At 63.1% G+C, this 12,727-nt stretch carries 16 protein-coding genes; 8 read left to right on the top strand and 8 right to left on the bottom strand.

Annotated features, from left to right (window positions below):
- Positions 1–126: 126 nt before the first annotated feature.
- The 4 genes from ACFOMF_RS02475 to ACFOMF_RS02460 form a co-directional block, all read right to left on the bottom strand.
- A complete protein-coding gene (locus ACFOMF_RS02475) occupies positions 127–435 on the bottom strand; it encodes a ribbon-helix-helix domain-containing protein (RefSeq protein ID WP_386360871.1) in 309 nt (102 codons plus the stop codon).
- A gap of 59 nt (positions 436–494) precedes the next feature.
- Positions 495–1,076, bottom strand: a complete 582-nt coding sequence (locus tag ACFOMF_RS02470) for a DJ-1/PfpI family protein (protein ID WP_386360869.1) — start codon at positions 1,074–1,076, stop codon at positions 495–497.
- A gap of 96 nt (positions 1,077–1,172) precedes the next feature.
- On the bottom strand, positions 1,173–2,330 hold the full coding sequence (locus ACFOMF_RS02465) for a phospholipase D-like domain-containing protein (protein ID WP_386360867.1): 1,158 nt from the start codon (positions 2,328–2,330) through the stop codon (positions 1,173–1,175).
- 275 nt (positions 2,331–2,605) lie between these two features.
- Positions 2,606–3,400, bottom strand: a complete 795-nt coding sequence (locus ACFOMF_RS02460; RefSeq protein WP_386360865.1) for an MBL fold metallo-hydrolase — start codon at positions 3,398–3,400, stop codon at positions 2,606–2,608.
- Positions 3,401–3,513: 113 nt separating this feature from the next.
- Here ACFOMF_RS02460 and ACFOMF_RS02455 point away from each other — a divergent pair, with 113 nt between their 5' ends.
- The 4 genes from ACFOMF_RS02455 to folX all read left to right on the top strand — a co-directional run bounded on the left by ACFOMF_RS02455 (position 3,514) and on the right by folX (position 5,974).
- The gene (locus tag ACFOMF_RS02455; RefSeq protein ID WP_386360863.1) at positions 3,514–4,104 is read left to right on the top strand and encodes an acyl carrier protein phosphodiesterase; all 591 of its coding nucleotides are present in this window, start codon (positions 3,514–3,516) and stop codon (positions 4,102–4,104) included.
- Between the two features lie 118 nt (positions 4,105–4,222).
- Positions 4,223–4,846: a PilZ domain-containing protein gene (locus ACFOMF_RS02450; RefSeq protein WP_386360861.1), complete on the top strand. Its 624-nt coding sequence runs from the start codon at positions 4,223–4,225 to the stop codon at positions 4,844–4,846.
- 35 nt (positions 4,847–4,881) lie between these two features.
- Positions 4,882–5,586 carry a dihydromonapterin reductase gene (gene folM / locus ACFOMF_RS02445; protein WP_386361014.1) on the top strand — a complete coding sequence of 235 codons (705 nt, stop codon included), beginning with the start codon at positions 4,882–4,884 and terminating at the stop codon, positions 5,584–5,586.
- Between the two features lie 13 nt (positions 5,587–5,599).
- On the top strand, positions 5,600–5,974 hold the full coding sequence (gene folX, locus ACFOMF_RS02440) for a dihydroneopterin triphosphate 2'-epimerase (RefSeq protein ID WP_386360859.1): 375 nt from the start codon (positions 5,600–5,602) through the stop codon (positions 5,972–5,974).
- Positions 5,975–5,984: 10 nt separating this feature from the next.
- On the opposite strand, the gene ACFOMF_RS02435 is transcribed toward folX, so the two are convergent.
- Positions 5,985–6,356, bottom strand: coding sequence for a sensory rhodopsin transducer (locus ACFOMF_RS02435; RefSeq protein ID WP_386360857.1), 372 nt, complete (start codon positions 6,354–6,356; stop codon positions 5,985–5,987).
- Between the two features lie 133 nt (positions 6,357–6,489).
- Here ACFOMF_RS02435 and ACFOMF_RS02430 point away from each other — a divergent pair, with 133 nt between their 5' ends.
- The gene (locus ACFOMF_RS02430) at positions 6,490–6,783 is read left to right on the top strand and encodes a DUF1244 domain-containing protein (RefSeq protein ID WP_386360855.1); all 294 of its coding nucleotides are present in this window, start codon (positions 6,490–6,492) and stop codon (positions 6,781–6,783) included.
- Positions 6,783–7,124 carry a HopJ type III effector protein gene (locus tag ACFOMF_RS02425; RefSeq protein ID WP_386361012.1) on the top strand — a complete coding sequence of 114 codons (342 nt, stop codon included), beginning with the start codon at positions 6,783–6,785 and terminating at the stop codon, positions 7,122–7,124. Before ACFOMF_RS02430 ends, ACFOMF_RS02425 begins: the two co-directional genes overlap by 1 nt.
- Here ACFOMF_RS02425 and cysZ read toward each other — a convergent pair whose 3' ends face one another.
- From cysZ to ACFOMF_RS02410, 3 genes are all read right to left on the bottom strand, one after another.
- Complete coding sequence (gene cysZ / locus ACFOMF_RS02420; RefSeq protein ID WP_386360853.1) at positions 7,125–7,874, bottom strand: sulfate transporter CysZ; 750 nt, start codon at positions 7,872–7,874, stop codon at positions 7,125–7,127. It lies immediately after the preceding gene.
- A gap of 95 nt (positions 7,875–7,969) precedes the next feature.
- Complete coding sequence (locus tag ACFOMF_RS02415; RefSeq protein WP_386360851.1) at positions 7,970–8,455, bottom strand: glutathione peroxidase; 486 nt, start codon at positions 8,453–8,455, stop codon at positions 7,970–7,972.
- 53 nt (positions 8,456–8,508) lie between these two features.
- Positions 8,509–8,994 (bottom strand): FKBP-type peptidyl-prolyl cis-trans isomerase, encoded by a 486-nt coding sequence (locus ACFOMF_RS02410; RefSeq protein ID WP_386360849.1) that lies wholly within the window; start codon positions 8,992–8,994, stop codon positions 8,509–8,511.
- A 319-nt stretch (positions 8,995–9,313) separates the two neighbouring features.
- On the opposite strand from ACFOMF_RS02410, the gene ACFOMF_RS02405 reads away from it, so the two are divergent.
- Together ACFOMF_RS02405 and pta are read left to right on the top strand one after the other, a co-directional pair.
- Entirely contained in the window at positions 9,314–10,501 is a 1,188-nt protein-coding gene (locus ACFOMF_RS02405) for an acetate kinase (RefSeq protein ID WP_386360847.1), read from the top strand.
- 117 nt (positions 10,502–10,618) lie between these two features.
- A complete protein-coding gene (pta, locus tag ACFOMF_RS02400; protein WP_386360846.1) occupies positions 10,619–12,727 on the top strand; it encodes a phosphate acetyltransferase in 2,109 nt (702 codons plus the stop codon).

Here is a 12,727-nt window from a genome sequence, read left to right as displayed (position 1 = left end):
CATCATCGGAGCCAGTCCCAACCCCCAGGAGAACAGCATGTCGATGATCAAACGCCTCGTCAGCGCCGACGCCCCCGCACAACCAGCCACTGAGCCCGCGGAACACCCCAACTTCTGGATGTACCGCTAGGCGCTCGCGCCCGCCACGGCACGCGGGTGGGTCACGACCTTGTCGCGTCGCTGGGCCAGAAAACGTGTGCAGCTCACCCGAAGAAACGAGGCGAAGTTCACGACTTCGCCACGGTACTCCATGACTTCATCGTAGAGTTTGGTGATCAGCTGGTTTGTGCTCATGCCGTCGGTTTCGGCGATCTGCTGCAGGATGTCCCAGAACTGGTTTTCCAGACGCAGCGTGGTCACCACGCCGCGTATGCGCAACGACCGTGAGCGACACTCGTACAGAATAGGGTCGGCCTTGACGTACAACTCACACATGATCGGGGCTCCGTAACAGTCGGCGACGACGGCGGCCAGCCACCGTGTCGCCGTGCGGTTCACAAGGTAATCCTGGTACCCAACAGCACGAGGAAACCCGCCAGCCAGGCCGGATGCGCCGGCCAGGCCGGGGCGGTGACCAGGTTGCCGTCAGTGTGGGCCTGATCGATTGGAACCTCCGCATAGCTGCCCCCGGCAAGCTTCACCTCGGGCGCACAGGCCGGGTAGGCGCTGCACTGGCGACCTTCGAGGATGCCGGCCGCCGCCAGAAGCTGCGGGCCATGACAGACCGCGGCGATCGGTTTCTTGTCGCGGTCGAAGGCCTGCACCAGCGCCAGCACTTCAGGGTTCAGGCGCAGGTACTCCGGCGCTCGGCCGCCCGGCACCAGCAGACCGTCATAGTCCTCGGCGCGCACGTCGCTGAAATCGAAATTCAAGGCGAAATTGTGGCCCGGCTTCTCGCTGTAGGTCTGATCGCCCTCGAAATCGTGAATCGCCGTACGCACGCTGTCGCCGGCCTTCTTGCCCGGGCACACCGCATGAACGGTGTGGCCAACCATCAGCAGGGCCTGAAAGGGCACCATGGTTTCGTAGTCCTCGACATAGTCGCCGACGAGCATCAGGATTTTCTTGGCAGCCATGGGTTTTCTCCTGGATCTGGGGTGAAGGGCCAGCATGCGCCGGGTTCGCCGATGGCGGGTAGCAGCCGGCTATTACAAGCGATCAGCTACAGCCTATCAGCGCCCCATGAAGCTCGAGATGCTGCGGTCGAGCCAGCCCCAGAAGCCATGGTTGACCCGCTTCAACAGTGAACGGGTGCGCCAGTGTTCAAGGGTGATTTCTCGACTCTCGGCGAAGTCGCGGGAAAAGCAGCTTGCCACCTGCGTTGCCAGCTCGGGGTCGACGGCCTCGAGGTTTGCCTCCAGATTCCAGCGTAGATTCCAATGATCGAAGTTGCACGAGCCAAGGCTGACCCAGTCGTCCACCAGGGCCATTTTCATGTGCAGGAAGTGCGGCTGGTATTCATGGATGCGCACGCCGGCGCGCAACAGGCGGGGATAGTGGCGGTGTCCCGCGTAGCGCACTGGCGGGTTGTCGGTGTGGTGACTGGTCAGCAGCAGCCGCACCTCTACGCCCCGCCGCGCCGCGCGCATCAATGCCCGGCGGACCTTGCCCGGCGGAAGAAAGTAAGGCGTGGCCAGATAGATTCGGCGCTTGGCGCGGGTCAGATGCCGCGCCAGGCTGTGCAGGATATCCCGGTGCTGGCGCGCAGCAGCGTAGGCGACCCGGCCCATGCCCTGGCTGCCGAAGGGTACGTCTGGCAGGCGCGGCGGTCGCTGCGGCAGCGGAAAATCCCAGATTGGCCGATGATTGCAATGGGCCCACTGGGCGTCGAACAACCGCTGCCAGTGTTCAAGAATCGGCCCGCGCATGGCGACCATCACGTCGTGCCAGTAGTTGTCCCCGTTGTGCGGGTTCCAGAACTCATCGGTGATGCCGGCACCGCCGGTGAAACCGATACTGTCGTCGACCAACAGGATCTTGCGATGATCGCGGTGCAGGTTGCGAAAGCGCAGACGCCACGCCAGCGGGTTGTAGAAGCGTAGCGCGATACCGCCCTGCACGAGACGGTCCCGTTGCGGCTGGCCCAGCTTGTAGCAACCGAAACCGTCGAACAGGCAGCGCACGCGTACGCCTCGCGCTGCAGCGGCGGTGAGCGCGGCTATCATGCGCTCGGCGCACTCACCATCCTCGACAAGATAGAACTCAAGATCGACACGGTGCCTGGCTTGGCCGATGGCTTCCAGCATGACGGGAAAGAATGCCGGCCCGTCGATGAGCAGCTCATAGCGGTTGCCGCCGCACCAGGGCATAACCGGACCGGCGATTCTCATGCGGACAGCCCTTTGCAGCGGACAGCGGCGAACTCCCCGCAGCCTAGAGAACCGGAGCGTCGCATCAGCGACCCGGCTGGGCCACCGGACACCGACGGAAGAATTCACCCCGAGCCGCCAGAACGACTCGCACAACTGGCATACCGCGCATGTAACCTCCAGAGCTGAATCTCGCTCCCGCGTCTGGCGGGAGTCGGGCAACCTTCGGAGGATGCCTTGCAGCTATAGGCTTTGACAAACCGAGCCGAGTTCCCATCCGGTTTGTCGCAAGACGTTCATGCTCCCAGACGCGGCAGCGTGTAGTCGTCCTGGGTCAGCACGTCCAGGCCGCACTCGAGCGTTTCCACCCAGTCCAGAAACGCGTTGATCATTTCCTTGCCGACAAAGGATCGGCCGTGCTGTGGCACGATCATCTCGACGTCCATCTTGCGCACCATGTTCACCCATAGACGGCAGGCGTTGTTGCTTGCCATGTAGCGGCGATGGAAGCCGTCCATGTACTGGATGTGGCTGCTGAAATCCTTCACGGCCGAGGCGTCGTCCACCAGACTGGCGCCCATGTCCCCGGAGAACAGGATCTTGGAAACCGGATCGTAGAGATGGAAGTTGCCCACCGAGTGCAGGAAGTGCGCCGGCACCGCGCACAGCTTGCTGCGCCCCAGGGGAAAGGTCATGCCGCGGTCAGGCAGGGCGATAACTCGGTCATAGGTGGAGATGCCGTGGCTTACAGCCAGGTAGTTGGCGGTCAGGTGAGGCAGGAATCTGGCCCAGAGCTTGGAGCAGATCACCTTGCAGCGCGTATGCAGGAGCCACTTGTCCAGCGAGGCGATGATGTCCGGGTCCTGGTGCGAGGCGAAGATGTAGGTCAGGTCCTGAACCGGAATATGCTTGGACAACTCCAGGGAAAGCGGCGTATAGGTGAGGTCGCCACCCGGATCGAGCAACAGGTATTGCTCGTTGTCGGTGATCAGGAACTGGTTGGATTGCACCCCGTCGCCGGTAACCAGGTTATCGAACATCACACATTGGTGTGTACCGTTATCGAACAGCACAATCGGATCGCGGCGCATGGGTTGAACCTCACAGGGGAACCGACGCAGTATCCTAATTGTGCAGATCCGGCAGGGTGACGCAGGTCAACTACAAAGACTTAAGCCCTCAATCAACGAAGTCAGGCGTCCGCATGAATTACCTCGCTCACCTGCACCTGGCCGGCCCCGAGCCGGACGCGCAGCTCGGCGGCCTCTACGGAGATTTCGTCAAGGGGCCGCTTCGTGGCGCCTGGCCGGCGCCCATCGAACGGGGTATCCGCCTGCACCGGCGAATCGACGCCTTTACCGATACCCACTCCTTGGTTCTTCATGCCCGCAGCCGCTTTCCTGGCGCTCGCCGCCGCTACGCCGGCATTCTGATCGACCTGTTTTTCGACCACTGCCTGGCCCGCGATTGGGCTGAATACGCTGACGAGCCACTGGGGACCTTCACATCTCGCATGTACCGCCTGCTGCTGGCGCAACCCGCCCTGCCCGGCAAGCTCGCCGACATTGCCCCGCGCATGGCACGTCACGACTGGCTTGGCAGTTACCGGGACTTCAAGGTGCTGGAACAGGTGCTGGCCAACATGAGCCGGCGACTGTCGCGCCCCGAGGCGCTGATCGCTGGAATGGCTGACCTCGAACGACTGTACCTGCCGCTCAGCGAGGATTTCCGTCAGTTCTACCCTGCCCTGATGAGCCATGCGAGGGAGGTGGAATCCTCCGCCTCCAGCGCCTGACGAACCGCTTTGGAAAGGCCGAAGACTGACGGCCTGTAGCACTGATGGCACTTTCCCTTCGCTACCCGGTCCAATCGGGGCAGGCCATAGAGGGCCGCGACTATCGGAGGGAGACGCCATGGTTCCGGACAGTATTCTCACGAGTGAGGAACAGGCTTACCTGGCTGAACTCGCCAACGAGGAGCCTGCCCACAGGCAGAGCAGCAGCCCCAGCTTCAAGATCGAAGGCAACTGGCAAGCCACTGAGTTGCTGGCACGCCTGGCCGCCAACTCGCGGCTGTCGCTCGAAGCCGAAACGGGCCGATTCTGCCTGTCATTTCAATTGCAGCTGGTGGAGGATGAATTCCATAGCCAGCACATCGAACTCTCCGCCCCGACCATCTACGAAACCGGGCCGAAGATGCGCGCCTGGCGGCTCCAACTGAAAAGGCCCCTGCCCCTCCTCGAGGCGGACGGCGGCAAGAGCGCACTGCGCGTCCATGAGCTGTCACCGAACGGCCTGCTGGTCGGCAACCTGCACAACAGCCCACCGGAACACTTCCATCTGCACCTGCCGCTGCCTGACGGCGAAGCGATGCCCATCAGCGCCCACCGGGTACGCGAAACCAAGAGCGGGCTGACCGCCTATGAGGTGGAGTTTTCCGAGGAGCAGGACACCGAGCGCCTGCGTCGCTTCCTGTTTAGCCAGCATCGGCGACTGCATCCGGAACTCGAATCCGAGCTCCCCGAAGATCTGGTGTAAGCTGTCCGGCCACTCTTCTCCGGCACCGTTCGATGATGCAAAGGGCTCCCATTCTGATCACTGGTGCGGCTCGGCGGGCGGGCCTGCACTGCGCCGAGCGGCTGCTGGATGAAGGGCAGCCAATAATCATCAGCTACCGCACCGAGCGCGAAGCCGTACAGCGCCTCCGCCAGCGCGGCGCCATCGCGCTGCAGGCTGACTTTGCCAGCGACCAGGGCGTCCTCGACTTCATCGATGCGCTGAAGGCCAGCACCGACCGGTTGCGGGCGATCGTGCATAACGCCTCCGACTGGATGGCCGAGCCCTGTGCGCCTGACCCCAACACCCTGCACAGCATGATGCAGGTGCATGTCGCCGCGCCCTACCTGATCAACCTGCATTGCGCCGACCTGCTGGGCCACGGCGGGCCGGCGGACATCGTCCACCTGAGCGACGATGTCACCCGCGTCGGCAGCGCCCGGCACATCGCCTATGCCGCAAGCAAGGCGGCGCTGGACAACCTTACCCTGTCGTTCGCCAAGCGATTCGCACCAGGGATCAAGGTGAACGCCATCGCCCCCGCACTGCTCGAGTTCCAGCCCGATGACGGCCAGAGCTACCGGCGCGAGGCGCTGGCCAAGTCCGCCCTGGGCATCGCGCCCGGTTTCGAGGTGCTCTACCAGACGCTGCGCTACCTGCTGGATAATCCCTACATCACCGGCGCCATCCTGCCGCTGAATGGCGGACGCCACCTGATCTGATCCTGGAGACACCATGCCGAGACTGGACCCTGGAATGGCGCGTATCCGCGTCAAGGACCTGAGCCTGCGTACCTACATAGGTATCAAGGAAGAAGAGATAAACAATCGGCAGGACGTGCTGATCAACCTCACCATTCTCTACCCTGCTTCCGATGCGGTGCAGGTCAACGAGATCGAGCACGCCCTCAACTACCGCACCATCACCAAGGCGATCATCCAGCATGTCGAAGGCAATCGCTTCGCCCTGCTCGAGCGCCTCACCCAGGAAATCCTCGATCTGATCATGGTGCATCCGGCAGTCCGCTACGCCGAGGTGGAAGTGGACAAGCCCCACGCGCTGCGCTTCGCCGAATCGGTGTCGATCACCCTGACCGCGCACCGCGATTGAACCGAGCAGGTCAGCTGCTCCAAGCCAGGCTGGTCATCAATGCCAGGTCGGCGGCGCGCGCATCGAGGCGGGTGTGCTGCACCACCACCGGCACGTCTGAAACGAATACGCTGGCGTAATCGGTCTCACGCGGCAGGGGCTCGGGATCTGTCAGATCATCGAAGCGCAGATGCAAGGTACGTCGCGGCGGCACCATGATCCGATAGGGGCCTGCAGGCTCGCGGTCGCTGAAATAGAGCGTGAGTTCGATGCTCGCCTGCTGGTCTCCAGCATTGAGGATGCAAGCCGTCTCGTGGCTGCTGAGCTTCGGGTCGTCTGGGCGTGGACCCTTTTCCGGGATAAAGCCTTCGGCAATCACCCAGTGATGTTTTCCAATCGACATGGCCGTTCCTCGCAGAGTATCGGTTCTCTGCCGAGGGCCAGGACGGGGCAAAAGTTCCTCGAGCTCCGGCGTTGGCCGACCCGGGGCCAACGGTTATGATCGCCGCCACCACCGACCGACCGAGGCCCGACGCATGGACGAGCAACAACGTATCGAACTCGAAGCCGCCGTTTTCCGCCGCCTGGTACAGCATCTGCGCAGTCGACCGGACGTGCAGAACATCGACCTCATGAACCTCTCGGGGTTTTGCCGCAACTGCCTTGCCAAGTGGTACAAGGCTGCCGCCGAGGATCTGGAGCTTGATGTGGACATGAACCAGGCGCGTGACGAGATCTACGGCATGCCCTATGCCGAATGGAAGAGCCGGTACCAGAAGGACGCGCCCCCCGAACAACTTGCCGCTTTCGAAAAAGGCCAGCAGCCATGATCACCCTGACCGACTTTCGCGCCCGCTTGCGCGATCCCGAGCATCCCTTCAGCGACACCCTGGCGTTCATTGCCGACGGCTATGACTACCGTCCCAGCAGCTTTGCCAATGGAGAGCTGCACAACGCCGCAGGCGAGAACGAGGGATCGTGCAAGACCCTCGGCCTGGCGCAGCTCGAAGGCTTTTCCACCGAAGAAGCGCTGCTGGCCTTCGGCGAGCATTACCGTGCGGTAAAGACGAATCCTGGAGGCGAAGACCACCGCAACATCCGTGCGTTGATCGAAAGCGGACTGGAGGGCGTGCGCTTCGAGACCGCTCCGCTGAGCCGCCGGTCTCGGTGATCAATGCACCAGCCGTGGTCGTTGATCATGCTCTTCCATCCACATCAGCGTGGCGGCGGCCACCGCCGCCGGCATGATGAGCAGATTCACCAGCGGCACCAGCAGCGCGGCGTAGGTCACCGCGCCAAAGCCAAGGCTGCGCATGCGCCGCTGGCGTAGCCACCCCATCATCTCGTTCCAGCCCATCTTGTGGTTGTCCGCCGGATAATCGATGTATTGCACCGCCATCATCCAGGCGCCGAACAGCAGCCAGAGGGGGGCCGCCAGGAGGTTGAGCACAGGAATGAACGAGAGCACCAGCAGGGCCGCAGCCCGTGGCAGAAAATAACCGAGCTTGCGGAGCTCGCGGCCAATGGTGCGTGGCAGCATGGCCAGCAGTTCGGCCCAGCGAAACGGCGGCGCCGCGTCGTCGCCGCGCACCATCACCTCGACCTTTTCCGACAGGAAGCCGTTGAAGGGCGCTGCAATCAGATTGGCCACCAGGGTAAAGGTGAAAAATACCATCACCAGAACCAGCAGCACGAACAGGGGCCACAACAGGTATTCGAGAAACGCCAGCCAGGCAGGCAGGCTGGGCATCAACCCTTCCACCCAGCCACGGAACTGGCTGACCGCGAAATACACCAGCCCGGCGAACAACAGCAGGTTGATCGTCACGGGGATGATCACGAAGAGCCGAAGCCCCGGGCTCAGGACCAGCCGCAACCCTTCTCTCAGGTACCGAGGGCCGGACAATACGGGTGGGGACATTGTTGCTTGCTCCACAGTCAGGACATGTCGGCTGCGGCACCCTTGGCGGGTCTTGGCCAGTGCGGAGCGACTCCTGCCCGACCACTCCGAGCCGGTCAGACCAGAGCAGCCTCGATCGCCTCGAGAAGTGCCTGGTCGTCGGGAGAAGTACGGGGCGAGAAACGCGCCAGTACCTTGCCGTCCCGACCGATCAGAAACTTTTCAAAATTCCAGGTGATGTCTCCGGGAAAGGCTGCTCCCTCGCCCGCCAGCCACGCGTAAAGGCCATCGCGATGGACGCCGTTGACTTCGAGCTTGGACGTCATGGGGAAAGTCACCCCATAGTTAACGCTGCAGAACGAGCGGATCTCGTCGTCGTTGCCAGGCTCCTGGCCAGCGAAGTCGTTGCTGGGCACGCCCAGCACCGCAAAACCGCGGTCGCGATAGAGCTGATGCAGTTTTTCCAGACCGGCGTACTGAGGTGTCAGTCCGCAATTGGACGCCACGTTCACCACCAGCACGACCCGGCCACGAAAAGCCTCCATCGACAGGCTCTCGTGGCCACCCAGCGCAGGCAGTCGCATTTCATGAAAGGCTTTCATGCTGACCTCCGCATGCGCTCCACCGGGGAAGCGCATCGAGTGGGTCTGGGCGATCAGTGGTGGTGGCCACCTTCACCATGGATGTGCCCGTGGGCGATTTCCTCTGCATTGGCGTCACGCACCTCGACCACTGTCACGTCGAAGTTCAGGCGCTGGCCCGCCAGCGGATGATTGCCATCGACGATGACATCATCGCCTTCCAGGTCGCGGATGGTCACGATCTGCATGCTGCCGTCCGGAGCGGAGGCATGAAACTGCATCCCGACTTCCAGCTCATCGACCCCTTCGAACATCGCACGATTGAGCGTGGCCACGAGCTCCGGGCTGTATTCACCGTAGGCTTCGGCCGGCTCTACCGACACCTGGACGCGTTCACCGCTGGACTTGCCTTCGAGGGCGCGCTCGAGCCCGGGGATGATGTTACCGGCACCGTGCAGATAGGCCAGCGGGGCTCCACCGGCCGAACTGTCGATCACCTCGCCGGCATCGTTGGTAAGCGTGTAGTCGATCGAGACGGCTTTCTGAGCGGCGATCTGCATGGATTTGCCCTTCGGTTGAATGAATGAGGGAAAAGTGTAACTGCCCACCGTGCTGAACGCGAATCGGCGACCCGATAAGCGGAAAGGGACGCTGAAAAAAGCTGAACGATTTAACCGCACATGTACAACCTTTGGAGGACTTCCAGAGCCCCCGAAAAGTGTAAGAATCCCATCAAATTTGCCCGCATGGCAGTCTGGATGACGTTTTCACGACAGGACACTGTTGCGATTGAGGTGCAGGAGGCACGGACGTTTGACTGCGACGAAGCGGGATGACAAGGACTGATAACAACTTCAATCACCTCTCCAAGGAGCACCGATGCCTAGTCGCAATATTCTGGTGATCAACTGTGGCAGCTCGTCGATCAAGTTCGCGCTGGTAAACGAAGGTCAATCGTCTTTTCCCCTGCAAGGCCTGGCCGAGCGACTGGGTAGCCCTGAAGCCGTCATCCACTTCGAGAGCACGGCAGGCAAAGAGAGTGTCAACGTACCGGATGCCGATCACCAGGCCGCCCTGGCCCAGATTCTGCCGCGCGTCGAAGAAGCCGCGGGCGGTCACCTGGACGGCATCGGTCACCGCGTGGTGCATGGTGGCGAGAAGTTCTTCGCCTCAACCCTGCTCAACGAGGAAACCCTGGCCGGCATCGAAGCCAACATCCAGCTCGCTCCGCTGCACAACCCGGCCAACCTGAGCGGCATCCACGCCGCCATGAACCTGTTCCCGCGCCTGCCGCAGGTCGGCGTGTTCGACACCGCCTTCCACCAGACCATGCCCGAGCACGCCTACCGCTATGCGGTGCCGGACATTCTCTACAAGGAACACGGCGTGCGCCGCTACGGCTTCCACGGCACCAGCCACCGTTTCGTCAGCAAGCGCGCCGCCGAGATGGCCGGCGTGCCAGTGGAAAATTCCAGCTGGCTGGTCGCCCACCTGGGCAACGGCTGCTCCACCTGCGCCGTGGTCAATGGCGAAAGCCGCGACACCAGCATGGGCCTGACCCCGCTGGAAGGCCTGGTGATGGGCACCCGCAGCGGCGACATCGACCCGAGCCTGCACAACTTCCTGCACAACACCCTGGGCTGGGATCTGGCCAAGATCGACAACATGCTCAACAAGGAGAGCGGCCTGAAGGGTCTGTCGGGGCTGTCCAACGACATGCGCACCCTGACCGAAGCCCGCAAGCAAGGCCATGAAGGCGCCATGCTGGCCTTCGAAGTGTTCTGCTACCGCCTGGCCAAGTCGCTGGCCGGTATGGCCTGCGCCCTCGACAAGCTGGACGGCCTCGTCTTCACCGGCGGTATCGGCGAAAACTCCGCCGTGGTTCGCGCGCGCACCCTGGATCACCTCAAGCTGCTCGGCTTCAAGGCCGACGATGAAGCCAATGCCCGCTGCACCCGTGGCGTCGCTGGCGAGATCCAGGCCGTGGGTAGCCCGCGGGTTCTGGTCGTGCCGACCAACGAAGAGCGCCAGATCGCCCTCGACGCCCTGGCCCTGCTCGACGCCTGACGTCCGCATGCCGCTCCGCGCTGAATTGAAACCCGACAGCCTCGCGGCGTCGGGTTTCTTCGTCCCATCGCATCAGGCGGACCGGCCTCGCTCATCGGTTCATTTCCAGGAGACATCATGCATTCGCTTTTTCTGACTCCCACCGGCCACGGCGCCGGTCTCAATTCCGTCAGCCTCGGCCTGATCCGCGCACTGGAAGGTGCCGGGCTCAAGGTTGGTTTCTTCAAGCCCATCGCTCAGCCCCTGCCCATCGACCAGGGCCGCGAGCGCTCCTGCATCCTTGTCGAGAAGACCCTCGGCCAGTCCGCTCCCGAGCCGGTGCCATTGCAGCAGGCCGAGCGCCAGCTGGCCGCCGGTGAGCTGGACCTGCTGCTCGAAGACGTTGTCAGCCGCTATCAGCAGGTGGCGTCCGGCAAGGACGTGGTGATCGTCGAAGGCATGGTGCCGACCCGTGATACCGACTACACCGCCCGCATCAACAACCACTTGGCCAAGAGCCTCGATGCCGAGGTGATCCTCATCGCGGCCCAGGGCAACGACAGCCTGAAGCAGATGGCCGAACGCATCGAGATCCAGGCCCAACTGTTCGGCGGTCCCAGGGATCAGAAGGTGATCGGCGTGATTCTCAACAAGGTCAGGTCCGAGGAGGGTGTCACCGCCTTTGCCGAGCGCCTGAAAGAGCACCTGCCGCTGCTGGGCAGCAACGAGTTCCAGCTGCTCGGCGCGGTGCCTTTCGAGGAAGAGCTGAACGCCCTGCGTACCCGTGACGTGGTCGAGGCGCTCGGTGCCCAGGTGCTCAACGCCGGTGAAGCCGAGCAGCGCCGCGTGAACAAGATCATCCTCTGCGCACGCACCGTGCCGAACATGGTCCACCTGCTTCAGCCTGGCACCCTGGTGGTGACTCCCGCCGATCGCGACGACATCATGCTTGCCGCCGCCCTGGCCTCGCTGAATGGCATCAAGCTGGCCGGTGTGCTGCTGACCGGCGATTTCGAGCCGGACCAGCGCATCCTGGAACTGTGCAAGACAGCGTTCGAAGCCGGCCTGCCGGTGGCCAATGTCAACAGCGGCTCGTTCGATACCGCCACCAGCCTGGCCAACCTGAACCGCGAAACCCCGGCCGATGATATCGAGCGCGCCAGCCGCGTCACCGACTTCATCGCCCGCCACCTGCACCCTGACTATCTGCAGGACCGCTGCAGCGTGCCCCGCGAACTGCGCCTGTCGCCGCCGGCGTTCCGTTACCAACTGGTCAAGCGCGCCCAGGAAGCCAACAAGCGTATCGTCCTGCCCGAAGGCGACGAGCCCCGCACCATTCGCGCCGCGGCCATCTGCCAGGAGCGCGGTATCGCTCGCTGCGTACTTCTGGCCAAGCCCGAGGCTGTCCAGAGCGTTGCTCGCGAACAGGGTATCCAGCTCCCCGCAGGACTTGAGATCCTCGACCCCGATTCGATCGCCAACCGCTATGTCGAACCCATGTGCGAAATGCGCAAGGCCAAGGGACTGTCTCCGGAAGACGCCCGCGAGCAGCTCAAGGACACCGTGGTCCTTGGCACCATGATGCTGGCGCTGGACGAAGTGGACGGCCTGGTGTCCGGCGCCGTGCACACCACCGCCAACACCATCCGCCCTGCCCTGCAACTGATCAAGACCGCCCCAGGCTTCAATCTGGTGTCGTCGGTGTTCTTCATGCTGCTGCCGGATCAGGTTCTCGTCTACGGTGACTGCGCGGTGAACCCGAACCCCAGCGCCGAGGAGCTGGCAGAGATCGCCCTGCAGAGCGCCGAATCCGCCGTTGCCCTGGGCGTCTCGCCGCGAGTGGCCATGATCAGCTACTCCACCGGCAGTTCCGGCAGCGGTGCCGAGGTGGAGAAGGTCAAGGAAGCCACCCGCATCGCCCAGGAACGCCGACCGGACCTGCCGGTCGACGGTCCGCTGCAATACGACGCCGCCTCGGTTCCCAGCGTCGGCAAGCAGAAAGCCCCGGACAGCAAGGTCGCCGGTCAGGCCACCGTGTTCGTGTTCCCGGACCTGAATACCGGCAACACCACCTACAAGGCGGTCCAGCGCAACGCCAACTGCATCAGCGTCGGCCCGATGCTGCAGGGCCTGGCCAAGCCGGTGAACGACCTGTCCCGCGGCGCACTGGTGGACGATATCGTCTTCACCATCGCACTGACCGCGTTGCAGGCCGCGAGCCTGGACAAGAGCCAGACGCTGAACTGA

Source organism: Stutzerimonas tarimensis, from assembly GCF_042648805.1.
In the GTDB taxonomy this organism is placed as follows: Bacteria; Pseudomonadota; Gammaproteobacteria; order Pseudomonadales; family Pseudomonadaceae; genus Azomonas; species Azomonas tarimensis.
Note: the sequence above shows the minus strand (reverse complement) of the source record. Positions and strands in the feature narration are given on the sequence as shown.